The 25,935-nt window shown below is 73.1% G+C and carries 25 protein-coding genes and 1 pseudogene; 13 read left to right on the forward strand and 13 right to left on the reverse strand.

What is annotated here, in order from left to right; genetic code table 11:
• Window positions 1-215 precede the first annotated feature (215 nt).
• Both ACZ51I_RS13370 and ACZ51I_RS13375 read left to right on the forward strand, forming a co-directional pair.
• Entirely contained in the window at window positions 216-1,649 is a 1,434-nt protein-coding gene (locus ACZ51I_RS13370; RefSeq protein ID WP_468874899.1) for an aspartate ammonia-lyase, read from the forward strand.
• A 108-nt stretch (window positions 1,650-1,757) separates the two neighbouring features.
• Entirely contained in the window at window positions 1,758-3,401 is a 1,644-nt protein-coding gene (locus ACZ51I_RS13375; protein ID WP_468874901.1) for a GMC oxidoreductase, read from the forward strand.
• A gap of 55 nt (window positions 3,402-3,456) precedes the next feature.
• Here the strand turns inward: ACZ51I_RS13375 and ACZ51I_RS13380 are convergent, their stop codons facing one another.
• The 3 genes from ACZ51I_RS13380 to ACZ51I_RS13390 form a co-directional block, all read right to left on the reverse strand.
• Window positions 3,457-3,945, reverse strand: a complete 489-nt coding sequence (locus ACZ51I_RS13380) for a carboxymuconolactone decarboxylase family protein (RefSeq protein WP_468874903.1) — start codon at window positions 3,943-3,945, stop codon at window positions 3,457-3,459.
• Window positions 3,942-5,021, reverse strand: coding sequence for an NAD(P)H-dependent amine dehydrogenase family protein (locus ACZ51I_RS13385; RefSeq protein WP_468874906.1), 1,080 nt, complete (start codon window positions 5,019-5,021; stop codon window positions 3,942-3,944). Before ACZ51I_RS13385 ends, ACZ51I_RS13380 begins: the two co-directional genes overlap by 4 nt.
• A 79-nt stretch (window positions 5,022-5,100) precedes the next feature.
• A complete protein-coding gene (locus tag ACZ51I_RS13390) occupies window positions 5,101-5,541 on the reverse strand; it encodes a GNAT family N-acetyltransferase (RefSeq protein WP_468874908.1) in 441 nt (146 codons plus the stop codon).
• A 199-nt stretch (window positions 5,542-5,740) separates the two neighbouring features.
• On the opposite strand from ACZ51I_RS13390, the gene ACZ51I_RS13395 reads away from it, so the two are divergent.
• The gene (locus ACZ51I_RS13395) at window positions 5,741-6,535 is read left to right on the forward strand and encodes a L,D-transpeptidase family protein (RefSeq protein ID WP_468874910.1); all 795 of its coding nucleotides are present in this window, start codon (window positions 5,741-5,743) and stop codon (window positions 6,533-6,535) included.
• 44 nt (window positions 6,536-6,579) lie between these two features.
• Here the strand turns inward: ACZ51I_RS13395 and ACZ51I_RS13400 are convergent, their stop codons facing one another.
• From ACZ51I_RS13400 to ACZ51I_RS13415, 4 genes are all read right to left on the reverse strand, one after another.
• A complete protein-coding gene (locus tag ACZ51I_RS13400; RefSeq protein ID WP_468874912.1) occupies window positions 6,580-7,962 on the reverse strand; it encodes an NAD(P)/FAD-dependent oxidoreductase in 1,383 nt (460 codons plus the stop codon).
• A 146-nt stretch (window positions 7,963-8,108) separates the two neighbouring features.
• Window positions 8,109-9,287 carry a YncE family protein gene (locus tag ACZ51I_RS13405; protein WP_468874914.1) on the reverse strand — a complete coding sequence of 393 codons (1,179 nt, stop codon included), beginning with the start codon at window positions 9,285-9,287 and terminating at the stop codon, window positions 8,109-8,111.
• A 190-nt stretch (window positions 9,288-9,477) separates the two neighbouring features.
• Window positions 9,478-10,059, reverse strand: a complete 582-nt coding sequence (locus ACZ51I_RS13410; protein ID WP_468874917.1) for a dienelactone hydrolase family protein — start codon at window positions 10,057-10,059, stop codon at window positions 9,478-9,480.
• 124 nt (window positions 10,060-10,183) lie between these two features.
• Window positions 10,184-10,456: a hypothetical protein gene (locus tag ACZ51I_RS13415; RefSeq protein WP_468874919.1), complete on the reverse strand. Its 273-nt coding sequence runs from the start codon at window positions 10,454-10,456 to the stop codon at window positions 10,184-10,186.
• A 191-nt stretch (window positions 10,457-10,647) separates the two neighbouring features.
• Between ACZ51I_RS13415 and ACZ51I_RS13420 the strand changes: the two genes are divergently transcribed.
• The 6 genes from ACZ51I_RS13420 to ACZ51I_RS13445 all read left to right on the forward strand — a co-directional run bounded on the left by ACZ51I_RS13420 (window position 10,648) and on the right by ACZ51I_RS13445 (window position 16,805).
• Window positions 10,648-11,856 (forward strand): RNA ligase, encoded by a 1,209-nt coding sequence (locus tag ACZ51I_RS13420; RefSeq protein WP_468874922.1) that lies wholly within the window; start codon window positions 10,648-10,650, stop codon window positions 11,854-11,856.
• A gap of 4 nt (window positions 11,857-11,860) precedes the next feature.
• Window positions 11,861-12,781, forward strand: a complete 921-nt coding sequence (locus tag ACZ51I_RS13425) for a phosphatase domain-containing protein (protein ID WP_468874924.1) — start codon at window positions 11,861-11,863, stop codon at window positions 12,779-12,781.
• A 70-nt stretch (window positions 12,782-12,851) separates the two neighbouring features.
• Window positions 12,852-13,553 (forward strand): ribonuclease H family protein, encoded by a 702-nt coding sequence (locus ACZ51I_RS13430; protein ID WP_468874927.1) that lies wholly within the window; start codon window positions 12,852-12,854, stop codon window positions 13,551-13,553.
• Window positions 13,554-13,840: 287 nt separating this feature from the next.
• Window positions 13,841-14,524, forward strand: coding sequence for a GNAT family N-acetyltransferase (locus ACZ51I_RS13435; protein WP_468874929.1), 684 nt, complete (start codon window positions 13,841-13,843; stop codon window positions 14,522-14,524).
• 263 nt (window positions 14,525-14,787) lie between these two features.
• Complete coding sequence (locus tag ACZ51I_RS13440; protein ID WP_468874932.1) at window positions 14,788-15,885, forward strand: enoyl-CoA hydratase/isomerase family protein; 1,098 nt, start codon at window positions 14,788-14,790, stop codon at window positions 15,883-15,885.
• Window positions 15,882-16,805 carry a glutaminase gene (locus ACZ51I_RS13445; RefSeq protein ID WP_468874934.1) on the forward strand — a complete coding sequence of 308 codons (924 nt, stop codon included), beginning with the start codon at window positions 15,882-15,884 and terminating at the stop codon, window positions 16,803-16,805. The genes ACZ51I_RS13440 and ACZ51I_RS13445 overlap by 4 nt, the downstream gene beginning before the upstream one ends.
• A 25-nt stretch (window positions 16,806-16,830) precedes the next feature.
• On the opposite strand, the gene ACZ51I_RS13450 is transcribed toward ACZ51I_RS13445, so the two are convergent.
• Window positions 16,831-17,439, reverse strand: coding sequence for a TetR/AcrR family transcriptional regulator (locus ACZ51I_RS13450; RefSeq protein WP_468874937.1), 609 nt, complete (start codon window positions 17,437-17,439; stop codon window positions 16,831-16,833).
• A gap of 95 nt (window positions 17,440-17,534) precedes the next feature.
• On the opposite strand from ACZ51I_RS13450, the gene ACZ51I_RS13455 reads away from it, so the two are divergent.
• A complete protein-coding gene (locus ACZ51I_RS13455; RefSeq protein WP_468874939.1) occupies window positions 17,535-17,945 on the forward strand; it encodes a DUF4345 domain-containing protein in 411 nt (136 codons plus the stop codon).
• Window positions 17,946-17,996: 51 nt separating this feature from the next.
• Here the strand turns inward: ACZ51I_RS13455 and ACZ51I_RS13460 are convergent, their stop codons facing one another.
• The 5 genes and pseudogenes from ACZ51I_RS13460 to ACZ51I_RS13480 all read right to left on the reverse strand — a co-directional run bounded on the left by ACZ51I_RS13460 (window position 17,997) and on the right by ACZ51I_RS13480 (window position 22,174).
• Window positions 17,997-18,662, reverse strand: a complete 666-nt coding sequence (locus ACZ51I_RS13460) for a lysophospholipid acyltransferase family protein (RefSeq protein ID WP_468874942.1) — start codon at window positions 18,660-18,662, stop codon at window positions 17,997-17,999.
• A gap of 201 nt (window positions 18,663-18,863) precedes the next feature.
• Entirely contained in the window at window positions 18,864-19,262 is a 399-nt protein-coding gene (locus ACZ51I_RS13465) for a nuclear transport factor 2 family protein (RefSeq protein ID WP_468874945.1), read from the reverse strand.
• 44 nt (window positions 19,263-19,306) lie between these two features.
• Window positions 19,307-19,585: a hypothetical protein gene (locus tag ACZ51I_RS13470; protein WP_468874947.1), complete on the reverse strand. Its 279-nt coding sequence runs from the start codon at window positions 19,583-19,585 to the stop codon at window positions 19,307-19,309.
• Window positions 19,586-19,740: 155 nt separating this feature from the next.
• Window positions 19,741-20,983 (reverse strand): annotated as a pseudogene (gene mgt, locus ACZ51I_RS13475) (macrolide-inactivating glycosyltransferase); the annotation flags it as partial.
• A gap of 18 nt (window positions 20,984-21,001) precedes the next feature.
• A complete protein-coding gene (locus ACZ51I_RS13480; RefSeq protein ID WP_468874949.1) occupies window positions 21,002-22,174 on the reverse strand; it encodes an FAD-dependent monooxygenase in 1,173 nt (390 codons plus the stop codon).
• 79 nt (window positions 22,175-22,253) lie between these two features.
• Between ACZ51I_RS13480 and ACZ51I_RS13485 the strand changes: the two genes are divergently transcribed.
• The 3 genes from ACZ51I_RS13485 (at window position 22,254) to ACZ51I_RS13495 (ending at window position 25,934) form a co-directional block, all read left to right on the forward strand.
• Window positions 22,254-22,826: a TetR/AcrR family transcriptional regulator gene (locus ACZ51I_RS13485; protein ID WP_468874952.1), complete on the forward strand. Its 573-nt coding sequence runs from the start codon at window positions 22,254-22,256 to the stop codon at window positions 22,824-22,826.
• A gap of 135 nt (window positions 22,827-22,961) precedes the next feature.
• Window positions 22,962-23,729, forward strand: a complete 768-nt coding sequence (locus tag ACZ51I_RS13490; RefSeq protein ID WP_468874955.1) for an NPP1 family protein — start codon at window positions 22,962-22,964, stop codon at window positions 23,727-23,729.
• A gap of 141 nt (window positions 23,730-23,870) precedes the next feature.
• On the forward strand, window positions 23,871-25,934 hold the full coding sequence (locus ACZ51I_RS13495) for a pectinesterase family protein (protein ID WP_468874958.1): 2,064 nt from the start codon (window positions 23,871-23,873) through the stop codon (window positions 25,932-25,934).
• Window position 25,935 lies beyond the last annotated feature (1 nt).

The following is a 25,935-nucleotide window of genomic DNA, read 5'->3' on the forward strand; positions in this document are numbered from 1 at the left end:
CCCCGGCTCGCGGACGGAGCACCCCCCCGGCCCGCCCGCGAGCCGGAATCAACCTCCCCCATCGGCGCACCGCGCCCGCCGGGCCCGCCCGGCGGCTTCGCCCTGCCCGGAACCGGCCGCCGGGGCCGTACGCGCACGCGTGGCCACCGGACGGGCGCTCCGGCGCCGCGCACCTCCCGCACCCCACCCCCTCCTCTCCCCAAGGACGGCCCCTCATGATCCCCGCACCGGCCCCGCACGACGTTCCCGTCCGCCGCGAGCACGATCTGCTCGGCGACCGGGACGTCCCCGCCGACGCCTACTGGGGCGTCCACACCCTGCGCGCCACCGAGAACTTCGCCATCACGGGGACGCCCATATCGGTCTACCCGCTGCTCATCGACGCGCTCGCCGCCGTCAAGGAGGCCGCCGCCCGCGCCAACGAGGAACTCGGCCTGCTGTCCTCCGACAAGGCCGACGCCATCGCCGGGGCCTGCCGGGAGATCCGTGCGGGACACCTCCACGACCAGTTCGTCGTGGACGTCGTCCAGGGCGGTGCGGGCACCTCCACCAACATGAACGCCAACGAGGTCGTCGCCAACCGGGCCCTGGAACTCCTCGGCCACACCAAGGGCGACTACGCCCGGCTCCACCCCAACGAGGACGTCAACCTCGGCCAGTCCACCAACGACGTCTACCCGACCGCGATCCGGATCGCGGCGATCGGCGCCGGCCGTGAGCTCCTCAAGGCCATGGCCGTCCTCCAGGACGCCTTCGCCGCCAAGGCCCTGGAGTTCCGCGAGGTCGTGAAGATGGGCCGCACCCAGCTCCAGGACGCGGTGCCCATGACGCTGGGCCAGGAGTTCTCCACGTACGCCGTGATGCTGGAGGAGGACCGCGGACGGCTCGCCGAGGCGATCGAGCTCATCCACGAGATCAACCTCGGGGCCACCGCCATCGGCACCGGCCTCAACGCCGCCCCCGGCTACGCCGAGACCGCCCGCCGCAGGCTCGCGGAGCTGACCGGCCTGCCGCTCGTGACCTCCGCCAACCTCATCGAGGCCACCCAGGACTGCGGCGCCTTCGTCCAGCTCTCCGGCGTCCTCAAGCGGATCGCGGTCAAGCTCTCCAAGACCTGCAACGACCTGCGGCTGCTCTCCTCGGGGCCGCGCGCGGGCCTCGGCGAGATCAACCTGCCGCCGGTGCAGGCCGGTTCCAGCATCATGCCCGGCAAGGTCAACCCGGTGATCCCCGAGGTCGTCAACCAGGTGGCCTTCGAGGTGATCGGCAACGACATCACCATCACCATGGCGGCCGAGGCGGGACAGCTCCAGCTCAACGCCTTCGAGCCGGTGATCTTCCACGCCCTCTCGAAGAGCATGCTCTCGCTGCGCGCCGCCTGCCTCACGCTCGCCGAGCGCTGCGTCACGGGCATCACCGCCAACACCGAGGCACTCCGGGCCGCCGTGGAGAACTCCATCGGTCTCGCCACGGCACTCAACCCGTACCTCGGCTACACCGCCGCCACGGCCATCGCCCAGGAGGCACTGGCCACCGGCCGGGGGGTCGTCGAACTCACCGTGGAGAAGGGCCTGCTGCCCGCCCAGCGGCTCGCCGAGCTCCTGACCCCCGAGCGCCTCACGGGAGCGCCCGGCATGACCTCGGCCTGACCGCTCGGGCGGCGCGTCCGCACAGAAGTTACCCGTCGGTTTAACGTGACTTCCCCGACGGGCGACAGTAGAACATGTTCCCATTCGCTCACGAGTGAGGAACATCACATGAGTGAACACCCCTTGCCCGCCAAGAGAACCGGCGGTGTCAGCCGCCGCCGGTTCCTCGCGGGAACAGGTTCTCTTCTCGGTGCCGCCGCCCTCGTCGGACAGGCCACCCCGGCCCACGCCGAGACGCGCCTCGCCACCACCCCGATCCCCACCGGCGCCCACGTCCCGGCACTCGTCGTCGGCACCGGATACGGCGGCTCCGTCGCCGCGCTCCGCCTCGCCCGCGCCGGGGTCCACGTCCACATGATCGAGATGGGGATGGCCTGGGACACCCCCGGGCCCGACGGCAAGGTCTTCGCCAACACCACGCGGCCCGACTACCGCTCCTTCTGGCTGCGGACCCGCACCAAGCAGCCCCTCAGCAACTTCCTCGGTTTCCCCCTCGACAAGGACGTGCCCCGTCACACCGGCATCCTGGACGCCGAGGACTTCGCCGGCATCACCGTCTACCAGGGCCGGGGCGTCGGCGGCGGCTCCCTCGTCAACGGCGGCATGGCCGTCACCCCGCGCCGCGAGAACTTCGCCGCCGTCCTCCCCACCGTCGACGCGGCGGAGATGTACGCCAGGTACTACCCGCGCGCCAACGCCGGACTCGGCGTGACCGCCGTCGACCAGGCCTGGTGGGAGAGCGCCTCCTGCTACCAGTACGCCCGCGTCGGCCGCAAGCACGCCGAGCGTTCCGGCTTCCCCTTCGTCTTCGTGCCCAACGTCTACGACTGGGAGTACATGAAGCAGGAACTCGCGGGGGACGTCCCCAAGTCCGCCCTCGAAGGCGAGGTCATCTACGGCAACAACCACGGCAAGAAGAACCTTCAGAAGACCTACCTGGCCCAGGCCGCGGCGACCGGCCGCGTCACCGTCTCCGCCCTGCACAAGGTCACCTCCGTCACCCCGGCGCCCGGCGGCGGTTACACCGTCTCCATCGACCAGATCGACACCACCGGCGCCACCCTCACGAGCAAGACCGTCACCGCCGACAAGGTGTTCTTCGCCGCCGGCAGCGTCGGCACCAGCAAGCTCCTCACCCGCCTCAAGGCCACCGGCGCGCTGCCCGCCCTCAACGACCAGATCGGCAAGGGCTGGGGCGACAACGGCAACGTCATGTGCGGGCGCGCCAACCACATGTGGGACCCGACCGGCAAGCTCCAGTCGGCCATGCCCACCGCCGGCATCGACAACTGGGACGCGGGCGGCGCCTTCGCCGAGGTCGCCCCGCTGCCCACCGGCATCGAGACCTACGCCTCGTTCTACCTGTCCATCACCAAGACCCCGCACCGCGCCGAGTTCACCTGGAACGCGGCCACGGGGAAGGTCGACCTGAGCTGGGACAGGGCCTGGAAACAGACCTCCATCGACGCCGCCAGAACCATCTTCGACAAGATCAACGCCAAGGAGGGGACGATCTACCGCACCGACCTCTTCGGCGCGTACAAGATCTGGGGCGACCACCTCACCTACCACCCGCTCGGCGGCGCCGTCCTCGACCGGGCGACCGACAACCACGGCCGACTCCACGGCTACACCGGCCTGTACGTCATCGACGGCTCCCTGATCCCCGGCAACACCAGCGTCAACCCGTTCGTCACCATCACGGCCCTCGCCGAACGCAACATCGAACGGATCATCGCCGAGGACCTCTGACCCCGCGTACGCGAGAGGGGCCGGCCGGAACCCCGGCCGGCCCCTCTCGCGGTCCTCAGCGCGTCGGCAGCACGCACACCGTGTCGAGGCCGAGCACCCGGTTGAGCCGCCCGAAGGCCAGCCACGACCCCAGGCTCATCGTCAGCTCCACGATCTCCGCCTGGCTGTACCGCGCCGTCATCCGCGCCCAGAACTCCTCGTCGAGGCCGTGGTGGTCGAGCGCGTACCGCTCCGCGTACTCGGCGGCGAGCCGCGTCCGCTCGTCGAAGGCCTCCGAGACCTCCGTCTCGCGCCAGCCCGCGACGAGCTCCTCGAACCCCTCCTCGACCTTCACCCCGTCCCGGTCGGTACGCCAGTCCAGACAGAAGCCGCAGCCGTTGATCTGTGCGATCCGCAGCCGCGCCGCCTCGAACTCGCGCAGCCCCAGGGTCGTGTGCGCGTACACCGACAGCGAGAAGTTCGCCGCCGCCGTCCCGATTTCCGGGACCATGTCGCCCCATACGTACCCGATCGGCTCCTGGCCCTCGGGAATGTCGATGATCACCGCGGTCTCCTTCCCAGCTTCCCGACCGCCGGCCGCAGCGGCACGTCCAGCGCGTCGTACAGTCCCGGCTCCGCCGCCGCCAGCCACTCGATCGCCCCGACGAGCCGTCCCACCGCCGTGGCGTTCCCGCCCGCCGACCGGTTCTCGCACTCGTCCGTCGCCGCCACCGTCACCTCGATCCGGGGACTCCCCTCGACGACGACCCGGTGCGCGCCCGCCCCGTCCGGCGGCACCGGCCAGTCCGGCGCGCATGAGGGGTGGATCCGGGTGACGTGCTCGATCACGATGCGGGGCTCCCCGCCGACGATCCCCTGCACCTCGAAGCGGACCGCCCCCTGCGTCCCCGCCTCGAAGACGCCCATGCTCCGCGTCGTCACGGTGGACTCCAGCGGGCGTCGCTCCAGCGTCTCGCGGATCTCGTCGAGTTCGGCCCCGAGCGCGCGGGCCATCAGGCGTATCTGCCCGCCCCAGATCATGGTCGGCACCGAGGGCCACAGCATGGGCGGTTCGTACGCCATCGGCCGGCCCATCCCGACCAGTTCGCGGACCGACTCCTCCTGCTCGTACGTGGAGTAGTCGAAGATCTCCTGGCAGCGGATAACGTCCACCGTGGCGGCGAGCCCGCTCACCAGGAGCGGCAGTACGTCGTTGCCCCAGCCGGGATCGACGCCCGAGACGAAGAGCGAGCCGCCCCCCTCGGCGACCGCCGCGAGCACCGGATCCCGGAACTCGGGCGGCGCGTTGCGCTGGTCGTACAGCGGGTACAGCGCGGGCGTCACCACCACCGCACCCGCCGCCACCGCCCGCGCCACGTCGGCGAGCGCCCCGTCGGGCCGGGTGTCGCCGGAGGCCGCGTACACCACCGCCCCAGGCCGCCCGTCGAGCACCGCGCCGACGTCGTCGCCCGCCGCCACCCCGAGATCGCGCCCGAGCCCCGCGAGCCGGCCCGCGTCACGCCCCACCTTGGCCGGGTCGGACACGAGCACGGCCGCGAGCTCGAGACCCGGATGGGCGTCCACGGCGCGAATGGCCGCGCGCCCGACGTTCCCGGTACCCCACACCACCGTCCGAATCATGCGCGGAGGGTAGCGCCGGGCCCCGAAGGTTCCCAGACCCGCGACGCAATCGACTGACGAGCCGTCAGAAACGCGTGCGTCAGGCCAGGCGCAGCGCCACGAACGCGATCGTGTCGCCCGGCAGGACGTACCGCTCCACCTCCGTGAAGCCGCGCGCGCGGGCGAAGCGCAGACCCTCCTCGTTCGAGGCGAGAACCACCGTCTCCACGCCCTCGTCGCTCAGCGTCCGCGCGTACGCGAGCCCCCGCTCGTACAGCGCCGTACCGAAACCCCGCCCCCGGTACCCGGGCAGCGTCCGTGCGATCACGGTCGCCGCCGGGGTCTCCTCGTCCGGCGGACGCACCGTCGAACAGCCCACCGCCACCTCCCCGAGGTACGCGACGTCCAACCGGTTCCGGCCCGCGCGCTCCCGCACCTCCTCGGGGGAGAGCACCGCCGTCGGGATGATCGTGTTGTGCACGGCCCGCCAGTCGGCGAGCTGCTCCTCGGTCCGCGCCCGTTCGATACGAAGATCACTCATCTCCGCAGGAAAGCCCGCCCCACGCGACCGGTCAACCCCTTTCCTCGAGGGAGGCGTCCGTGCGGGGAAGCGGCGGGCGCGTCCGTACGGGGGAGGGGCGGGCGCGTCCGTACGAGTGACGGCGCGGTCGTGGCGGCAGCGCCGCCCGTCGAGCGGGTACGGATCGCTGCACTGCCCCCGGCCAGGAGGATGCCGTCCCATGCCCGTCCGCAAGGGCGCTCCCGCGCTGCTGAGCGCCGGCACACTGTGCGCGGCCCTGTTGCTCAGCGGCTGCGCGAGCCCCGTCCCACCCGCGCCCACCGCCCGCACCTCGCCGTCCGCGTCCGCCGCCGGCGACAGCCGCCCCGCCCCGGGCCCACCCGGCACGGCCGCCAACGACCTCGCCTCCGCCCCGGTCCCCGCGCCCCGGCTCCCCGGCGTCGGCCCCGCCACCCACGCCCACGTGCCGGACGCCACCACCCAGGCCCTCGTCGTGACCGGTGCCACGGCCGACTCCCACCGGGCCACCGCCACCTTGTACCGTCGCGACCCGGCCGGTCGCTGGACCAAGGCCGCCGGGCCGTGGGCCGCCCACAACGCCCTCCAGGGCTGGACCGCCGACCACACCGCCGGTGATCTGCGCACCCCGATCGGCGTCTTCCGCATCGGCGACGCGGGCGGCCTGCTGCCCGACCCCGGCTCCCGGCTCCCGTACGACCAGGACGAGGAGTTCGACATCAGCGGTACCGGCTTCTCCGGGGAGCCCCTGGAAGGCTCCTTCGATCACGTGATCGCGATCGACTACAACCGGGTGCCGGGCCGCACGCCGCTCGACAAGGAACGCCCCCTCGGTGAGGAGAAGGGCGGCGGTGTCTGGATCCACGTCGACCACGGCGGACCGACCCAGGCCTGCATCGCCCTGGAGCGAGAGGCGCTGCGCGAACTGCTGCGCGCCCTCGATCCGGCCGCGGAGCCGGTTGTGGTCATGGGGCCGGCCGCCGAACTCGCCCGCTGAGGGCCCGTGCGGCGCCGGGGAGAACAACCCCGGCGCCGCACGCGTCAGTTCCGGCCGCCCGTCCCGACCGCCCCGCGGAACGAGGCGGTGTGGCTGCGGACCTGCTCCGGCGTCAGGTACGCGTCGGTGTACTCGAAGTCCCGCAGCGTCCCCGCCTTCGAGGCCAGGAACCCGGTCCGTACGTAGTCGTCGCCCGCGACGGCGTTGAGCAGCCAGTTCGTCATCACCCGGGTCTTGGCCACGTTGGTCCGCAGCGCCGCCCAGTGGTAGCCGCGGGCCACGGCCTGGGCGGGGGCCCCGTGCAGCTCGACACCGAGCGGCTTCGACACGCCGTCCATGCCGCCCAGGTCCACCACGAGCCCCAGGTCCTTGTGCGTGTACGGGTGGGTCCGCTCGTTCCGCAGGGTCGCCACCAGGTTGTCGGCGAGGGCCTTGCCCTGCCGCATCGCGTGCTGCGCCGTAGGCGGGCAGATCGCCCCCGCCTCGCCCTTGGCGAGATCGGGGACCGCCGCCGCGTCGCCGAGCGCCCACACCCCGTCGAGCCCCGGCACGTTCATCTCCGCCGAGACGACGAGCCGGCCCCGGAGGGTCTCCGTGCCGAGCGTGCCCATCAGCGGACTCGCGGCCACACCGGCCGTCCAGATCAGCGTCCGGCTCGGCAGCACCCGCCCGTCCGTGAGCGTCACCGTCTTCTCGTCGACCGAGGCCACCGACACGCCCAGCGACACCTCGATGCCGCGCCGGGTCAGGATCGACAGGGCGGCGGCGCCGAGCTTGTCTCCCAGCTCGGGCATCAACTTCGGCGCGATGTCCACCAGATGCCATTTGATCAGGTCGGGGTCGAGCCGGGGGTACCGCTTGACCGCGTTCTGGGTGAGCAGCTGGAGACAGGCCGCCGTCTCCGTCCCCGCGTAACCTCCGCCGACCACCACGAACCGCAGCCGCGCGGCCCGCTCCTCCTCGTCGTTGCTCGCGTCCGCCAGGTCCAGCTGGGCGATGACGTGGTCGCGGATGTACACGGCCTCCGCGAGCGTCTTCATCCCGCGCGCGTGCTCGGCGAGCCCCGGGATGTCGAAGCTGCGGGTCACACTGCCGGGCGCCAGGACGAGATGGTCGTACGGCTCGTTCACGTACTCGCCGGAGATCGTCCGCACCACGCAGACCTTCGCCGCCGTGTCGATCCCGACGACACCGCCCGGGACGATCCGGGTCCGGTGCCGCTGGCTGCGCCGCAGGGACAGCGCGACCGACTGCGGGGTCAGCACCCCCGCGGCCACCTGGGGGAGCAGTGGCAGATAGAGCTGGTACGAGAACGGCGAAAGGAGCGTGACCTCCGCCTCCCGCTCGGTAAGCCGCCGTTCGAGCCGCCGCACACAGCCCACTCCGGCGAATCCGGCGCCCACTACGAGAATCCTCGGTCGCGTCACGCTGTCCGCCCTTCCGAAATGCGCGTTGGTCCACCCTTTTTATCGTGATTGCTGACGGATCGCTCCTCGGTGCCCTGAGGCCCCGTCTCTTCGGTGCCCTGCCGTCCCGGCGCCGAGGCGCTGCGGCGGCACGGCGCCGTGGCGCCTCAGAGGACCGCGATCCCCAGGGGCCGTGAGCCCGCGACAAGGCGTCGTGTGTCGCCCGTGCCGAGGTCCACGACCGTCAGACCGTCCCAGTACCCGCTCCGGGTGAATCCACCCGTCACATAGGCGGTGCGGCCGTCCCGCGACACGGCCACGCTCTCGTGCGGGCCCTCCAGCGGGTAGACCCGCTCAGCGCCGCCCGGCGCGCGCACCGTCAGGGACGGTCCGCGGTCCCCGTCGGGGTCGATCGGCCCGGTGCCGACGGCCAGCAGCGTCCCGTCCGCGGTCACGGTCGCGCCGTGCTGGTGGGTGTTCGCGGTCATCGGCTCGATCGTCGTCCGGCCCGTCCGGGGGTCGACCACGGCGAGCCGCTCGCCCTCGAAGGGCAGCAGGAGCTTTCCGTCCGAGGGCCGCACGGCCGTGTAGTGGGGCTTGAGCCAGGAACCGAGCCCGCCCTCCGTGCCGTACGGGGCGACCTCGATCCGGCGCGGCTCCAGCGTCCGCGCCGTGACCACCGTGACGTCGAAGGAGTCGTGGTTCGTCGCGTACACCTCGGCGCCGTCCCGCGAGACGTCCACGTCGAAGGGGCGCCGGCCGACCGGGACGGTGTCCGTGACCTTCAGCGTCGCCGTGTCGATGACCTCCAAGGCGCCGTTTCCGCCGGGCACGTTGACCCCCACGTACACCCGGCGTCCGTCCGGCGCGAGGGCGATGCCCATGCCGCCGCCCCGGTACTCGCCCGAGGTCGCCGGCCCGGTGGCCGTCCGGTACGGGATCAGCGCGAGGCGTGCGCGGCTCGCCGTGTCGACGACCGCCACGCCCTCGGCGGTCGCCACCCAGGCCCGCCCGTCCGCACCGACGACCAGACCGTACGGCGCGGTGCCGACCCGTACGGAACCGGTGGCGCCCCGTGCGGGGTCGACGAAGGTGACCGTGTCGGAGCCGAAGTCGGTGACGAGGAGTGCGCCCGGGGCGACCGCCCCGCGCGGGTCCGGCGTCACGGTGCCGGGGGTGGCCCGGGTGGGCTGCCCGGCCGTGGGGGAGGTCGTGGCGGTCGCCTTCGTACCGGTGGCGGCGGCCGTCCCGCCCGAGCCCTGGGCACAGCCCGCGAGCAGGACCACGGCCACCGCGCCGGGCAGGAGCACCCGGGTGGCACGGGACGGGCGGCGGAACTTCGGCATGACGGACTCCTCGGTACGGCGACCGCGCGGACGGCCCCGCCGGGGTCCGCGCCCTGCCCCGATCCTCCGCCCGCACCCGCGTCCGCACGGTCCACCGCGCGGCCCGTCGGATCCGGCCGAACGGCCGACCCGCGGGTCCACCGATCGGCTGACCCGGCCCCACCGCGAGGTCCCCGGGCCCGCCCGGGGATCACCCCTCGCGGCCGTCCAGGAAGCGCAGCACCCGCTCGGCGCACAGCGCGGCCGCCTCCGGCACGTGGTCCGGCGTGCCGCGCTCCGCGAACAGGTGGGCCGTCCCCGGGTACAGGAACAGCTCCCGGTCCCCGGCGCCCGCGACCAGCTCGCGCGCCGCCGCCAGGTCCCCCTCGCCAGCGAAGTACGGATCGGCCTCCATGCCGTGCACCTGCGCGGGTACGCCCTCCGGCCAGGCGGCGCCGAACTCGGTCACCGGTACGCAGGCGCTCAACAGCAGCGCTCCGGCGGCCCCGGAACGGGTCTGCGCCAGCTTCTGCGCGGGCAGCACGCCCAGCGAGAACCCGGCGTACACCATCTCCTCGGGCAACTCCTCGGCCGCCCGCTCGCCCCGCGCCACGAGGGTGTCGAACCCGATCTCCTGGGCATACCGGCCGCCGGACTCCAGGTCCTCGAACGTCCGCCCCTCGTACAGATCGGGAACGTGCACCGTGTGCCCGGCGCGCCGCAGCCCTTCGGCGAACGCCTCGACGCCCGCGGTCAGTCCGAGCGCGTGGTGGAAGAGCAGTACCTCGGCCATGTCGTCGTCCTCCGTGTCACCGTACGAGGCCCGAGCGCATCGCGACCCGGGCCACCCCGGAAGGCAGCATGACGCACGGCACCGACAACGGCCCCGGAACCCAGGACCGGTGCGCGGGACGCGGTCAGCGCATCGGGCGGTGCGGGACGACGGCGCCGGCCTGGCCCAGCATGCCGCCGGCTCCGCCGATGCCCATCGGGCCGCCGGCACCGGGGTGGGGGGCGCCCGGGTGCGCGACGGAGCCCTGCGGCGCCTGGAGGCCCTGCGGAGGCAGCTGGATCACACGGCTCAGATCCCGCAGAACCTCTTCGGCGACCTGGCGGACGTCACGGGGAACGTCCCCCCGTTCCCGTATGAGCTCGGCATAGATGGGTGCCGTGCCGTCCGCGTGATTCATGGGACTCGCTTCCTTCGTCTGGGCCGGTTCCGTCACCGACGGGCAGACGGCGAGTCTACGGGGCACCACCGACACGCCCGGGATAGGGGAGCCCGCTCGGCACCCCGTCCCGCATGCCCCACCGCGAAATTCGGTGTCCTGCCCGGCCTTCCCGCCCGAGAATGGATCACCGAACACACGGGAGGGACCCCATGAGCCAGGAGACCCTGACTCTGCACGACCTGATGCCGTCCGACGAACTCGCCGCCGCGCTCGCCGACGGGCACGTCACGCGCAAGCACCACCCCGAGCTGCCGCTGTCGATCTACACGTACACGCGCGCGTGCCAGTACGCCCAGCACTGGAACCGGGCCACCACCCGGTGCCGCGGACTCGTGGCCGACGACACCACCGGGCGGATCGTCGCGCTCCCCCTCCCCAAGTTCTTCAACCTCTCCGAACACGCCGGCGGCCGCCCCTACGCGCCCCCGCTGCCCGACGAACCCTTCGAGGTGTACGACAAGGTCGACGGCAGCCTCGCCGTCGTCTTCCACTACGCCGACCGCTGGCACGTCGCCTCCAAGGGCTCCTTCACCAGCGGCCAGGCCACCTGGGCCCAGCGCCGCCTCGACGCCGCCGACACCTCGGGCCTGACCCCCGGCGTCACCTACCTCGCCGAGATGGTCTACCCGGGCAACCGCATCGTCGTGAACTACGGTGAGCGCCGCGACCTCGTGCTGCTGGCCGCCTTCGGCCCCGACGGCACCGAGCTGCCGCTCGCCGAGGCCGCCGAGGGATGGCACCCCCTCGGCTCCGTCGTCCGCGCCTGGCCCGCTATGCGCGTCGCCGAGCTCGTCGCCCTGACCGAGTCCAACACCCTCCCCGGCGGCCGCACGGCCACCGGCACCGACGCCGAGGGCTTCGTCCTGCGCTTCGCCTCCGGCCTGCGCGCCAAGGCCAAGCTCAGCGAGTACGTGCGCCTGCACAAGGTGCTCACCGGCGTCACCGAGCGGGACATCTGGCGCAGCCACGGCATCCAGCGCTTCGCCGCCCTCCCGGCCGGCGAGCTGGCCAAGGGCCTCGGCTGCTCCGTCACCGACGTCGAAGCCTCCGGCGGCAAGCCCCTCGACGCCCTCCTCGAACAGGTCCCCGACGAGTTCGACGCCTGGGTGCGCGAGGTGATCACCCGGCTCGAGACGGCCGCGGCGGACCGCGAGCGGGTCGTCGACGAGACGTACGCCCGCCTCGCCCACCTCGCGGACGACCGGGCGGCCTTCGCCCGCGCCGCCACGGGCCTCACCGACCACGCCCTGCGCGCCCTCCTCTTCCTGCGCCTCGACGGCCGCCCGACCGACCTCCTCGTCTGGCGTCAGGTGCGCCCCGAGGCCACCGACCCCTTCGCCCACGACGAGGAGAACTGAAACCGTGCCTGTCGTCCACCTCATGACCGGCCTCCCGGCCTCCGGGAAGACGACGGCCGCCCGCGCCCTCCAGGCCGCCGCCGAGGGCCGGGTGCGCCGCGTCAACCTCGACGACCTCCGCGCCATGCTCGACCTCCCGGCGGCGACGACGGAGCGCGGCCGCTCCCACACGCACGAGCAGACCGTGCTCGGCATCCAGGACGCGGCGGTCCGCGCGGCCGTCGACGACGGCTTCGACGTCGTCGTCGACAACACCCATCTGACCCCGCACGTCCCCAAGCGGCTCAAGGCGGCCGTCGCCGGCCTGGCCACCTTCGCCGTCCACGACTTCACCGGCGTGCCCGTCGACGAGTGCGTCCGCCGCGACGCCGCCCGCGACCGGCCCGTCGGCGAGGAGATCATCCGCATCCTCGCCGCGAAGCACGCCAAGGCCACCCGGGGCGGCTGGCGCCTGACCGCGGACTGGCTCAACGACCACCCCGCCGTCGAGCCCTACGTGCCCGACCCGGCGCTCCCCACCGCCGTCATGTGCGACATCGACGGCACCCTCGCGCTGCGCGTCGACCGCGGCCCGTACGACTTCACCCGCTGCGACCGCGATCTGGTCAACCCCTCCGTGCGCGACGCCCTGCGGGCCTTCCGGCACTCCGAGCGCGACCGGATCGTCCTCCTCTCCGGGCGGAGCGAGGACCACCGGGCCCTCACCGAGAGCTGGCTCGCCCGCCACGAGGTGCCCTACGACGAACTGTGGATGCGCGCCTCCGGCGACGGCCGCGGCGACGACCTCGTGAAGGCCGAGCTGTTCGACGCCCATGTGCGCCACCGGTACGCGGTCCGGGTCTCGCTGGACGACCGCGACCGCGTCGTCGCCCTCTGGCGCCGGATGGGGCTCCCCACCTGGCAGGTCAACTACGGCGCCTTCTGACCGGCCCGGGAACCCTCCCCGGCCACGGGGTCGGGTCGGCCCGACCCCGTGGCCGTGTCAGGATCGTGGGATGGTGGAGAAGATCATCGCGGCGTGCGACGGCGCGTCGAAGGGAAACCCCGGCCCCGCGGCCTGGGCATGGGTCATCGGCCGCGCCGACGGAGCGATCGACCGCTGGGAGGCGGGCCCCCTCGGCCGGGCGACCAACAACGTGGCCGAACTCACGGCCCTGGAGCGCCTCCTGGAGGCGCTCGACCCCGCCGTGCCCGCCGAGGTGCGGATGGACTCGCAGTACGCCATGAAGGCCGTCACGACCTGGCTCCCCGGCTGGCGCCGCAAGGGCTGGAAGACCGCCTCCGGCACCCCGGTCGCCAACAAGGACCTGGTCGTACGGATCGACGCGCTGCTCACCGGCCGGGACGTCGACTTCGTGTACGTCCCCGCGCACCAGGTCGACGGCGACCCCCTCAACGACGCCGCCGACCGCGCGGCCAGCCACTCCGCCCGGACCCAGGAGCCCCTCGGCTCCGAGGGCGGCTCCGAGCTGCCCCCGGCGGAGCCCGGCGCACGCGCCTCCACGCCCCGGACGCGCTCCTCCGCGCCCCGTACGGGCTCCGCGAGCGGCGCTGGGGGATCCGCCCGCAGGACTCGTCCGTACGGCGGCACCCTGAACGCGAAATTCCCGGGCCGCTGCCGTTGCGGTCGTGCCTACGACAAGGGCGAGACGATCGCGAAGAACGCCGACGGCTGGGGCCATCCCACCTGCGTCTGAACCGGCGGGCCGTCCGACTGGCGGGCGGCTCCGTCCGTCCCGTGAGACCGCTCGAAGGGGGCCTGCGGCAGGCTTCACCCGCACGTGGACGCGGGTTCTCCCGGGGTTCTGTTCTCGGAGCGGTTGTGGCTGCATACTGATCCTCCTCGCACCAGGTGACGGACCGTTCTACCTGCTGTTTTGTCGTTCTCACGACACCTCCGGCACCGGGCGAGAACCCCCTCCTGCTGCCGCCGCGGACACTCCGCGGCGGGAGTCGTCCCTGCCCGTGAAAGACCCGAGGATCCGTGCCAGTACCTGTTCTCCTGACCGGGCGCTCCGTGCGCCTGGAGCCGCTGGCGATGCGGCACGCCGAAGCCCTCGCCCGGGCCGGCGGGGCGGACCGATCGGCCTACGCCTTCACCCCCGTCCCCGACGGCCTGGAATCGGCCTTCGACTACGTCGCCCGCGCCCTGACCGATCAGGCGGCAGGCCGGTGCCTGCCCTTCGCCCTGGTCAGTACGGCCGACGAGCGAGTCATCGGCTCGACCCGCTTCCTCGAACTCGACTACTGGCGGGGCCCGCTGGTCTGGCCGCCCGTTCCCGGCATGCCCCACGGCGATCCGCTGACCGCCGTCCCGGACGCCGCCGAGATCGGCAACACCTGGATCGCCGGCGACGCCCGGGGCACCGGCATCAACACCGAGGCCAAGTTCCTCATGCTCCGGCACGCCTTCGAGGCCTGGGGCGTCCGCCGCATCACCATGCGCGCCGACGCCCGCAACACCCGCTCCAGAATCGCCATCGAACGCCTCGGAGCGACCTGCGAAGGCATCCGCCGCGCCCACTCCCGGGGCCTCGACGGCGCCGTCCGCGACACGGCCTTCTACTCGATCCTCGACGAGGAGTGGCCGACCGTCCGGGACATCATCGAGCTTCGGCTCTCCACCCCGCGGCAGGTGCGCGTCCCCCAGGACCTGCTGCCCGCCTGAGGCACCGGTGCCGGGGCGTGGTGCCCGTGACCACGCCCCTCCACCGGCGTTCGCGTCGCCGTTCCGCCGGTGGTTCCATGGAGGTGACGGGAAGGACTCGGCGTGAGGACGCGGAGTAGCGGCCGTCGCCGACCGCGCACCGTGCAATCAGGATCCGCGAGAAGCGGATGAGTCCTTCCCGCCCCTCCACCCCGTCCCGGGCGGGTGCGGCGCGCCCCGGTACGGTGGCCGGGACACAGAGCCGTGCCACCCGAAGGGACCGAGTGATCGTGCCGACCGGAACTCCCGACGTGCTCCTCCGGACGGAGGGCCGGGCCGGGTTCCTCACCCTGAACCGGCCCCGCGCCATCAACGCGCTCACCCACGCCATGGTCCTCGCCGTCGACGCCGCGCTCACCGCGTGGGAACACGACCCGGCCGTCACCACCGTCGTCATCGAAGGCGCCGGGGAGCGCGGTCTCTGCGCCGGCGGCGACATCCGTGCCATCCACGACGACGCGCGCGCCGGCGGCTCCGCCTCCGCGGCCTTCTGGCGGGACGAGTACCGGCTCAACGCCCGCATCTCCCACTACCCGAAGCCCTACGTCGCCCTCATGGACGGCATCGTGATGGGCGGCGGCGTCGGCGTCTCCGCGCACGGCTCCGTCCGCGTCGTCACCGAACGCTCCCGGGTCGCCATGCCCGAGACCGGCATCGGGTTCGTCCCCGACGTCGGCGGCACGTACCTCCTCGGCCGCGCCCCCGGCGAACTGGGCACCCACCTCGCCCTCACCGGAGGGCACGCCGGCGCCGCCGACGCGATCCTCACGGGCCTCGCCGACGCCTTCGTACCGTCCGCCGAACTGCCCGCCCTCGCCCGCGACCTGACGGACCTCCCGGCGGAGGAGGCCCTCGCCCGGCACGCCGCAGCGCCGCCCGCGGGCGTCCTCGCCGAGCAGCGGGAGTGGATCGACGCCTGCTACACCGCCCCGACCGTCGAGGAGATCGTCGAGCGACTCTTCGACACCGGAGTGCCCGCCGCCAAGGAGGCGGCCGAGACCCTCCTCGCGCGGTCCCCGTCCGCCCTCAAGGCGACCCTGGCCACGCTTCGCCGCTCCCGTGCCCTCACCACGCTGGAGGAGGCACTCGACCTGGAGTACCGGGTCTCCCGCGCGGCCCTCGCCACCCCCGACCTCGTCGAGGGGATCCGCGCCCAGGTCGTCGACAAGGACCGCGCCCCGCGCTGGGCCCCGGCCACCCTCGCCGAGGTCACGGAGGTCGACGTCGCCCGCTACTTCACCGAGCCGGCCGACGGCGACCTCGGCCTGGCCGCCGCGGCCCGCACCTCCACCCGCCGGCTGCCACGGGGCGGCGGCGCGTGACCACGCACACCTCCTTCCAGCCCGTCCTCGACCGCATCGCCGAGGAACTCGCGGAGCTGACCGACCGGGGCACCCCGGCCGACTACATCCCCGCCCTCGCGGCCGGCGACCCGCGTGACTTCGGCATGGCCGTGGCGGAACTCGACGGCACGGTCTACGGAGTGGGGGACTGGCGCCGCCCCTTCTCCACACAGTCCGTCACCAAGGTCTTCACCCTCGCGCTGGCCCTCGCCGGAGAGGGCGACGCGCTCTGGGCCCACGTGGGCCGGGAACCCTCCGGCGACCCGTTCAACTCCCTCGTCCAGCTGGAGTACGAGAACGGCATCCCGCGCAACCCGTTCATCAACGCCGGTGCCCTCGTCGTCACCGACCGGCTGCACCGCCTGACCGGCGACGCCTCCGGGAGCCTGCTCGCCTTCCTGCGCGCCGAGAGCGGCAACCCCGACCTCGCCTTCGACGCCGACGTCGCCGCCTCCGAAGCGGCCCACGGCGACCGCAACGCGGCCCTCGCCCACTTCATGGCCTCCTACGGCAACATCACGGGCCCCGTCCCCGCCCTGCTGCGCGAGTACTTCCGCCAGTGCTCCCTTGAGGCATCCTGTGGCGACCTGGCCCTCGCCACCGGCTTCCTCGCCCGGCACGGGCTGCGCGCCGACGGAAGCCGCCTGCTGACCCGCAGCCAGGCCAAGCAGGTCAACGCCGTCATGCTCACCTGCGGCACCTACGACGCGGCCGGTGACTTCGCCTACCGGGTCGGGCTCCCCGGCAAGAGCGGCGTCGGCGGGGCGGTCGTCGCCGTCGTCCCGGGCCGCTGCACCCTGTGCGTCTGGAGTCCCGGCCTGGACAGCCGGGGCAACTCGGTGGCGGGCGTGACCGCGCTCGACCGCTTCACGACCATCACGGGCCTGTCGGTCTTCTGAGGGGCGACGCGGGGTCGCCCCCGGGTCAGCGCGGGCAGTCGGGGGCCGGGTCCTCGTCGAGAAGGGGCCGGAGGGCCCCCACGACCGCGCCGACGCACACATCGCGGAGTTCGGCGGCCGTGCAGGTCTCGTGCGTCAGCCAGTCCACGCACAGCACCTGCACGAAGACCAGCCAGCTCTTCAGGACACCCGACACGGCGGCCCGGGTCCGGTCCTCGACCGGCGGCATCACCCCGAGCAGGCGTTCCCGCAGGGCGTCGAGTTCGTCGTGGATGATCGTCTGGACGAGACGGTCGCCGGCCAGCACGCGGTTCGCCGCGAGGACCGTGTTGCGGTGCGCCGCGAAGTACCCGATGTGCGCGTCGAGACCCTGCACCAGCTGTTCGACCAGGGTGTCGGCGGGGTCCAGCCGCGTCTTCGCGAGCAGCTGCGCGGAGACCTCCTGGTAGAGCGCGGCGAAGAGGTCGCGCTTGCCGGGGAAGTGCTGGTAGAGCAGCGCGCGGGAGACCCCGGCCTGCTCGGCGACCTCCTCCATGCGCACCTCGTCGTACGGCAGCGCCGCGAAGAGGCGGGCGGCCACGTCCAGGAGCTGGGCGCGGCGTTCGGCGGGGCTGAGGCGTCTGCGGGGAGGCACTCCGCCATGTTACTTGACATGTGTCCAGTAGGCGGTCGTACGCTGACCCCCGCGCCCGTTACTGGACGCGTGTCTACTTGATGGGGGTCGCGGACATGACCAGAGCCAAGGCACTTCGGGGGCTCGTCCTCGCCATGGGGTACGCCTCCGTGGCGATCGGACTCCTCCACGTCCTGCTGGGCAACGCCGCGATTCCGGGCGCCGCGTCGGCCGGGCCGACGATCGACAGCCTCGGCCGGTTCCTCGGCGCGATCTTCGCCGGTTACGGGCTCGCCTGGCTCTGGGCGGCGAGGCAGTCGCCGATCCCCGCCGCGGCCGTGCGCGGCCTCACCGCCGCGTTTCTGCTGGGGGCGCTCGGGAGACTGCTCTCCCTCGCCGTCGAGGGCCGGCCGCACTGGTTCCAGCTGGCGCTGGCAGCCCTCGAACTCGCCCTCTCGCCCGTGCTGTTCCTGCTGGCGGACGCGGACGCGGTCGAGAAGGCGCGGGCGGAGGGTGGGATCGCCTGACGAATGGATTCAGTCCCGCCGCCCCCTCGTACGCGGCACGGTCGCCGGTCCTTAGTCGCCGAGGGCCGCCGGTTCGCCCAGGGCCCCTGCCGCGGTCCGCCACGCCTCGGTGACGGCCCCGTGCGCGAGGCGCGTCGCGGCGGCCACGTCGTCGGGCAGGCGCAGCGGCGTGCCGATGTGGACGTGCAGGCCGGGCCTGCGGACGGGGGCGGTGAGCACTCCGGCGAGCTGCTTCGCCCGCCCGCCCGAGGTGATCCGCCGGGCCCCTGCCTGGCCGATCGGCACGACCGGCGCGCCCGTGTCCCTGGCCAGCCGCGCGAGGCCGCTGCGGAACATCTCGGGCGGGTTCTCGGCGGCGTCCCGGCGCGGCGGGATGCGCCCCTCCGCGTACAGCATCACGTGCCGCCCCGAGGCGAGCGCGACCGCCGCGTGGTCCAGGGCCGCCGCCGCGCGCGCCGAGTTGCGGTGGACGGGGACGTGCCCCTCGCGGGTCAGCGCCCGGCCGAGGACCGGGACCCGCCAGAGTCCGGCGGTGGCGAGCAGGACGGGCTCGACGGCCAGGCACCTGCGGAGCGCGGCGAGTACCAGCGCCGGGTCGGCGAGGGACGTGTGGTTCACGACGAGGATGCTGCCCGGCTCGACACGGGACCCGGGGTCCGAGGTGACGGTCAGCCGCCCGAAGAAGGGGACGACGTGGGCGGCGATACGGCTGAGCACGGGAGGCCCCCTGGAGCCGAGGCGGAACGGTGACGGATTCATCGTCCCGGGACCCCACGGCCCGGACATGAGCATCCGTACTCAACCGCCGGGCGCGTGCCCGTACTCAAACGCCGTGCGGACCGGGCGCGGGAGCCGTGGTCCGAAGGAGACGGCCCGTCCCCCCTCCTCGTGCGGAGGGCTGACGGGCCGCCGCCCGGGTCACGGCTTGTCGAACCAGGAGAGGGCCGCGATCCGCCAGCCCTCAGGCGTACGGACGAACTGGATCGTCTTGGTGCCCTCGCCCTCGTAGGGCTGTCCATCGAGGAACCCGGACTTGCGGTAGGTGCCGAACCGGGAGGCGATGTCTCCCTCGATCCGCGTCTCCTCGGAGGTCTCCCACTCGGAGAAGTCGACGAGCCGTCCTTCGGAGAGCAGGCGCTCACGTGGCAGGACGAACTCCTCCACGGAGTACGCGGTGAACGTGGGCGCCGTGCAGACGATGACGCCCTGGGGCAGGACGAGCCGCCGGATCCGGTCCACGTCCGGGGCCTTGCCGCCCCGGTTGTCGAACGCACCGTAGAACTCGGCGGTCACCCGGTCGATCTCGGTCTTGGACATGACATGACCCTACGCCTCGCCCCAGGCCCTCCGGCGGCTTCCGCTCACGGCGTCCAGTAGGCGTGGACCGGGTGGACCTCGGGCTGGGAACCCTGGGGCAGGCCCATCTCCTGGGCCACCGGCATCACGACGCCCATGAACTTCTGCATGGCCTCCTCCGACTCCCACAGGTCGTGGATCACCAGGCCCGAGTCGGTCGGGACGCAGACATGAGACAGACAGCCCTCGAAGGGGTTGCCGGGCAGCGCCTGGAGCTTGCTGTTCAGGGCGTCGTACTGATCGGTCGTCACACCCGCCAGCTCGGCCTTCACCAGAATCGCCATCGAGATCTCCTTTGTGTGCGGTCGGTCCCCGGCACCCGACAGGGTGACGGTGCGTGTCGAAGGTGACACACACCGTACTCGCGCCGGTGGGCGGCGAAGGGCGTGACCCGCCCCCCCCGCCGGACGCGTCGCCCGGCGAGGGGGGGCGGGTCACGTCAGGCGAGTTCCGCCTCGATCAGGTCGGCGGCGCGGGCCGTGCCGCCCTCGCGGGCCATCGAATCCTGGATCTCCCGTGCCCGGCGCGCCACTTCGGGGTCGCCGGTCAGGGCGAGCACGGCCTCCCGCAGACGCTCGGGGGCGGCCTCTTCCATGGGCAGGTGCCGGGCCACGCCCAGGGACTGGAGCATGTCGGCGTTCCCGAACTGGTCGACGGCCTGCGGCACGGCGACCATGGGCGTGGCGGTCGCGAGGCCCTCCTGGCTGCCGCCCGCGCCCGCGTGGGTGATGAATGCGTCTGCCTGCCGGAGAATCGCCAACTGGGGTACCCACGTGTGCACTTCGACGTTGGGCGGCAGCTCGCCGAGTTCGGCCGGGTCGACGAACCTGCCGATCTGCAGCACGACGTGCCAGTCCGGCAGGCCGGCGAAGGCCTCGGCGCAGTCCCGGTAGAAGCCGGGCTGCTTGGTGAAGGCGGACCCGAGCGAGACCAGGACCACCTTCCCGGCCCCCTCCGGCCGCTGCCAACCGCCCTGCTCGGCACGGGCCCCCTGGCAGGCGCCGACGAAGGTGTAGACGGACTCGTCGACCCGGTCGGCGTGCGGCTGGAGAGCCCGGGGGATGAGGACGAGCGCCCGGCGCGGGCGGGCGACGAACCGGTCCGGGTCGGTGTCCACCCCGTGCCGGGCGAGCCACTCCTCGAAGCGCGCGTAGTAGGCCTTGCCGCGCGGCGAGGCCTTGAGCTCGGCGAACATCGGCTCGGCGACCTCTTCCTCGTACCCCTCCCACGGCACCAGGTTCGGCCACAGCGAGACGGCCGGGACGCCCCAGGCGTGGGCGAGGACGGGGGCCGGGTAGGCGGTGATGTCGTGGAGCACGAGGTCCGGCCGGTCCTCGTCGAAGGCCTTGGCGAGCTGCGGCAGCGCCTGCATCGCGTCGGCGAGGAACGGTTCGAGGTTGTCGATCAGTTCGGTGCCCCAGGCGTCCGGGTCGTCGTCGGTCGGCAGCGTGGAGGTGTAGACGACCGGCGTGGCCCCGGTCTCCGCGACCTTCGCGGCGAAGGAAGCGGGGACGGCGTAACTTACGCGGTGGCCCCGGGCGACGAGCTCACGGATGACCTCCAGACTCGGGTTCACGTGCCCGTGGGCGGCGATGGAGAACATGGCGATGTGCGCGGGGGAAGCGGAAGTGGTGGGCATGACGACCACTGTAGGCGAGACGATACGTATCGTCTAAGCGTTTCTCCGGCCCGCTCCGCGTTCAGGCGGTTCTCCGCTCCAGGCTCGGCGGTGTCCAGTCGGCGTGCCGCAGGATGGCGCGCAGCGTCACGCCGTCCGGCGCCCACCGCAGAGCCGCGTTGCGTACGGAGACGGCGACGGGGTGCGAGAGCCGCTGCCCCATCCGGCCGGCCTGGCGGGCGGCGCGGGCGACGGACTGGCTGCGCGGGCGCCGCTCCGCGTCGTACCGGGCCAGGGCCGCGTCGACGCCGGACGCGGTGGCCAGCGCGGCGGCCAGCGACACCGCGTCCTCCAGGGCCTGGCAGGCGCCCTGCCCGAGATGTGGCGTCATGGCGTGGGCCGCGTCACCGAGCAGGGCGACCCGGCCCGCGACGAAGGACGGCAGGGGAGCGGCCAGTTCGTGGATGTCGTGGTGGAGGACGGCCTCGGGACGGGTCGCCGCGAGGAGGGCCGGAATCGGCTCGTGCCAGTCCCGGAAACGCCGGCGCAGCACCTCCAGGGAATCCGAATGGCGCACGCCCGGCCGGGAGTTGAGCACGGCGTGCCACTCGGCCCGCCCGTCGGCGAGGGCGATGTGCCCGAACTCGGCGCCCCGGCCCCATGTCAGCTCGAAGTCGGAGCCCGGCGACACGGGGGAGTCGGTGAGGGCGCGCAGGACGGTGGACCCGCTGTACACCGGACCCGGATGGCCCGGGAACAGCAGACCCCGGAGGGCGCTGTTCACCCCGTCGGCGGCCACCACCAGGTCCGCTTCCCGTACCCCCTCCCGGGTGACCACCCCCACCCGGCCCCGAGCGGCCAGGTCGAGGGAGGTCACCTCGGCCCCGACCGTCAGGGACCCGGCGGGGAGCGCCGCGCGCAGCAGCCTGTGCAGTGCGGCGCGGGGGATCCCGACGATGGGGGTGCCGAGCGCCCGCTCCAGCGCCGCCCCGTCCATCCGGGACAGCCAGCCGCCGCCCGGCACGCGCGTGCCGCCGGTGTACTGGGGCCGGGCTGCCTCCCGTATCCCCGCGCCGACCCCCAGCGCGTCCAGGGCGCGCATGCCGTTGGCGTGCAGGGAGATGCCCGCGCCGGCGTCGCCGAGGGTGGCGGCGCGCTCCAGGACGGTCACCTCCCATCCGGCCCGCCGCAGTCCGATCGCCGCCGCGAGGCCGCCGATCCCGCCACCCACGACCACCGCGTTCCCGCCGTCCATGCCGAACACCCCTCTGTACGGTTCTTCTACAGCTGTAGAAGAACCGTACTCCTGCTCTCTACAGGTGTAGAAAGGGGGGATGCCCGCCACCGACTCCGCCGCCGCCCGCCGCGCCCTCCTCGCCGACACCGCCATCGACGTCCTCGCCGAGCACGGCATGCGCGGGCTCACCCACCGCGCCGTCGACCGGGCCGCCGGCCTGCCGCCAGGTACCACCTCCGCGTACCACCGCACCCGCCAGGCGCTCCTGTCCGCCCTCGTGCTCCGCCTCGTCGAGCGCGACCAGGCCGAGATCGAGGAGGCGGGGCGGCGGACCGGGACGCCCCGCGACGCCGAGGAACTCGTCGCCGGGCTTACGGCGTTCGCCGGTCTCCGGCTCACCGGGGAAGGGCGCCGCCGCTCCCTCGCGCGCTACGCGTGCGCCCTGGAGAGCGTCCACCACCCCGAGCTGCGGGAGATCCTCGTGCCGCGCGACAACGCGGCCCGGCGGTCCGTCGAGGACTTCCTCGCCGGCCAGGGCCTCGCGGACGCCCGCGAGCGCACGGTCACCCTGCTCACCTGCGTGGACGGCCTGGTCTTCGACCGTCTGGTCAACGGCGGGAGCGTCCCGGCGGAGGAGCTCCGCCGTCTGGTCGCGGCCGCGCTGAGGTAGGGGCGCGCGCGGGGATGGCCAACCGGGGGTGGCGGCCGGGTGAAGGCTTGCCCCGGTGGCTCCCGCGCTCTCGCCTATCTGGGATGTGCATGTCAATATTCGGTCGGCCCATGCCCACCGACCCAGGGGGACGCAGTGAAGACACAGGCGTACGCCACCAGGGGCGCGCTCGCCCTCGCCGGAGCCCTCGCCCTCATCATCGCCCTGCCGGGCAGCGCGCTCGCCGCGCCGCCCGCCGCCCTGCCCGGCAACGCCGACGGCCTGGAGCAGACCTTCCAGCCGGCGTACGACTACGACACGGACGGCTGCTACCCCACCCCCGCGATCGGCCCCGACGGGACGCTCAACGGCGGCCTCAACCCGTCCGGCGCGCTCAACGGCCAGTGCCACGACGCCTCGGACCTCACCAACACCAACGGGTACGCGCGCGCGAAGTGCAACAACGGCTGGTGCGCCATCCTCTACGGCCTCTACTTCGAGAAGGACCAGGCGGTGGCCGGCAGCAGCCTCGGCGGACACCGCCACGACTGGGAACACGTCGTGGTCTGGGTGCAGAACGACCAGGCGCAGTACGTCTCCACCTCCGCCCACGGGAACTTCGACATCTACGGCCGCGATCGCATCCGCTGGGACGGCACCCATCCGAAGGTCGTCTACCACAAGGACGGCATCGGCACCCACTGCTTCCGTCCGGCGAACTCCAACGACGAACCGCCCGAGAACCACCAGCACACCTGGCAGTTCCCCAGCCTGGTCGGCTGGAACGGCTACCCCGCAGGCGTCCGCGAGAAGCTCACCCAGGCCGACTTCGGCAGCGCGGTCTTCGGCCTCAAGGACGGGAACTTCGCCGCCCACCTCGCCAAGGCGAAGCCGGCCGGCATCCCCTTCGATCCGTACGCCTGACCGGCGGGTCCCCCTGGTCCGGCCGGGACCGATCAAGAAAGGGGGCGCACGGCGGCAACCTTCCACGGCGCTGCGGCGACTACGGGGTGCCCGCCCGCAACGGCGCGGGCAGCACCCCCCACATACGGAAGGAAGCACGACGTGAGTGAGACCCGCAGCAGGGCGAGGCACCGCAGGCGCGGAAAGGCTCTGGTGATCGGTGTACCCGCCGTCCTCGCCGCCGCAGGGATCCTGGCCTACGGGACGGCCTTCGACCTGTTCGGCGCGGACGCCCGCCCCCGCGCCGGCGCCGCCACCGCTCCCGCCTGGGCGCGGGCCGCCGCCGACGGCTTCGCGTCCGTCGACGCCCTCGGCCAGAAGGGCACGTACGGCGGTCGCGACGGTGCGACGGTGACCGTACGGACCCTCGCCGACCTCGAGAAGTACGCCACGGCGCCCGAGCCGTACGTCATCGTCGTGGCCGGGACGATCACGATGAACCCCGTGGGCAAGGAGATCAAGGTCGCCTCCGACAAGACCATCGTCGGCTCGGGCACCTCGGGCCACATCGTCGGCGGCGGCTTCTTCCTCGGCCCCGGCGTCCACAACGTCATCATCCGGAACCTGACGATCCGGGACGCGTACCAGGGCGTCTGGAACGACAAGGACCACGACTTCGACGCCGTCCAGATGGACGGCGCGCACCACGTGTGGATCGACCACAACGACCTGCGGCACATGGCCGACGGCCTCATCGACAGCCGCAAGGACACCACGTACGTCACCGTGTCCTGGAACCGCCTCGGCAACAACAACAAGACCTTCGGCATCGGCTGGACGGAGAACGTCACGGCCGACCTCACCCTGCACCACAACTGGTTCCGCGAGACCGAACAGCGCAACCCGTCCACGGACAACGTGGCCCACGCCCACCTCTACAACAACTACCTCCAGGACGACCCCGGCACCGCCATCACCTCGGCCTACGGCAACTACGCCCGCGGAAAGACCCGGATGCTCCTGGAGAACAGCTACTTCCAGGGCATGAACAACCCCGTGATCAAGGACGCCGCCGCCGGCCTCGTCCAGCGCGGAAACGTCTTCTCCGGCACGAGCGGCCGCAACGAGAGCGGCGGCACCGCCTTCGACCCGAGGGCGTACTACCCCTACACCCCCGACCCGGCGGCCGCCGTCCCCGCTCTGCTCAAGGCCGGCGCCGGACCCCGCGGTTCCATCGGGACCACCACAGCCGCCGCGTCCCCGGCCACGACGACTCTGACCGTCGCCAAGGACGGCAGCGCCGCCTACACCACCGTGCAGCAGGCCGTCGACGCCGTACCGGCCGGCAACACCTCCCGCGTCGTGATCCGCGTCAAGCCCGGCGTCTACCGCGAGACCGTCAAGGTCCCCTCGAACAAGCCGCACATCACGATCGAGGGCACCGGCGGCAGCCGCAAGGACACCCTCATCGTCGAGGGCCACGCCTCCGGCACGCCCAGGCCCGACGGCTCGGGGACGTACGGCACCGGCGGCAGCGCAACCGTCTCCGTCGAGGCCGACGACTTCCAGGCCCGCAACCTCAGCATCTCCAACGACTTCGACGAGGCCCGCAACCAGCACATCAGCGGCCACCAGGCGGTGGCCCTGCGCACCGCCGCCGACCGGATCCTCCTCGACGGCCTCATCGTCAGCGGGGACCAGGACACCCTCCTCCTCGACTCCGCCGCCCGGGACAGGACCGGCCGCGTGTACGTCACCAACTCCTACGTCATCGGCAACGTCGACTTCGTCTTCGGCCGGGCCACGGCCGTCATCGACCGGTCGGTCCTCACCGTCAAGAAGCGCTGGGACGGCACCTCCGCCGGATACGTCACCGCGCCGAGCACCCCCGCCGGACGCAACGGCTTCCTCATCACCCGCTCCACGGTGAACGGCGACGTCACCGCCGCGAGCTTCTTCCTCGGACGCCCCTGGCACGCGGGCGGCGACGCCACGCTCGACCCGCAGACCACGGTCCGCGACAGTGTGCTCGGCGCCGCCGTCAAGGCCACTCCGTGGACGGACATGGGCGGCTTCTCGTGGAAGTCCGACCGCTTCGCCGAGTACCGCAACAGCGGCCCCGGCGCCGGACCGGCCGGCGGCGAACGGCCCCACCTGACGGACGCCCAGGCCGCCGTCCAGGACACCGCGCACTGGCTCGGCGGCTGGACCCCCACCGCCGGCTGAC

It is taken from the genome of Streptomyces sp. NPDC034084 (assembly GCF_055575535.1).

Bases quoted from the DNA above. Each gene is read 5' to 3' on its own strand.
- ACZ51I_RS13390 (WP_468874908.1), bottom strand. From the start codon at position 5,541: ATGAGTGATCTTCGTATCGAACGGGCGCGGACCGAGGAGCAGCTCGCC.
- ACZ51I_RS13465 (WP_468874945.1), bottom strand. From the start codon at position 19,262: ATGTCCAAGACCGAGATCGACCGGGTGACCGCCGAGTTCTACGGTGCG.
- ACZ51I_RS13405 (WP_468874914.1), bottom strand. From the start codon at position 9,287: ATGCCGAAGTTCCGCCGCCCGTCCCGTGCCACCCGGGTGCTCCTGCCC.
- ACZ51I_RS13430 (WP_468874927.1), top strand. From the start codon at position 12,852: ATGGTGGAGAAGATCATCGCGGCGTGCGACGGCGCGTCGAAGGGAAAC.
- ACZ51I_RS13375 (WP_468874901.1), top strand. From the start codon at position 1,758: ATGAGTGAACACCCCTTGCCCGCCAAGAGAACCGGCGGTGTCAGCCGC.
- ACZ51I_RS13410 (WP_468874917.1), bottom strand. From the start codon at position 10,059: ATGGCCGAGGTACTGCTCTTCCACCACGCGCTCGGACTGACCGCGGGC.
- ACZ51I_RS13455 (WP_468874939.1), top strand. From the start codon at position 17,535: ATGACCAGAGCCAAGGCACTTCGGGGGCTCGTCCTCGCCATGGGGTAC.
- ACZ51I_RS13415 (WP_468874919.1), bottom strand. From the start codon at position 10,456: ATGAATCACGCGGACGGCACGGCACCCATCTATGCCGAGCTCATACGG.
- ACZ51I_RS13395 (WP_468874910.1), top strand. From the start codon at position 5,741: ATGCCCGTCCGCAAGGGCGCTCCCGCGCTGCTGAGCGCCGGCACACTG.
- ACZ51I_RS13470 (WP_468874947.1), bottom strand. From the start codon at position 19,585: ATGGCGATTCTGGTGAAGGCCGAGCTGGCGGGTGTGACGACCGATCAG.
- ACZ51I_RS13420 (WP_468874922.1), top strand. From the start codon at position 10,648: ATGAGCCAGGAGACCCTGACTCTGCACGACCTGATGCCGTCCGACGAA.
- ACZ51I_RS13370 (WP_468874899.1), top strand. From the start codon at position 216: ATGATCCCCGCACCGGCCCCGCACGACGTTCCCGTCCGCCGCGAGCAC.
- ACZ51I_RS13385 (WP_468874906.1), bottom strand. From the start codon at position 5,021: ATGATTCGGACGGTGGTGTGGGGTACCGGGAACGTCGGGCGCGCGGCC.
- ACZ51I_RS13485 (WP_468874952.1), top strand. From the start codon at position 22,254: ATGCCCGCCACCGACTCCGCCGCCGCCCGCCGCGCCCTCCTCGCCGAC.
- ACZ51I_RS13480 (WP_468874949.1), bottom strand. From the start codon at position 22,174: ATGGACGGCGGGAACGCGGTGGTCGTGGGTGGCGGGATCGGCGGCCTC.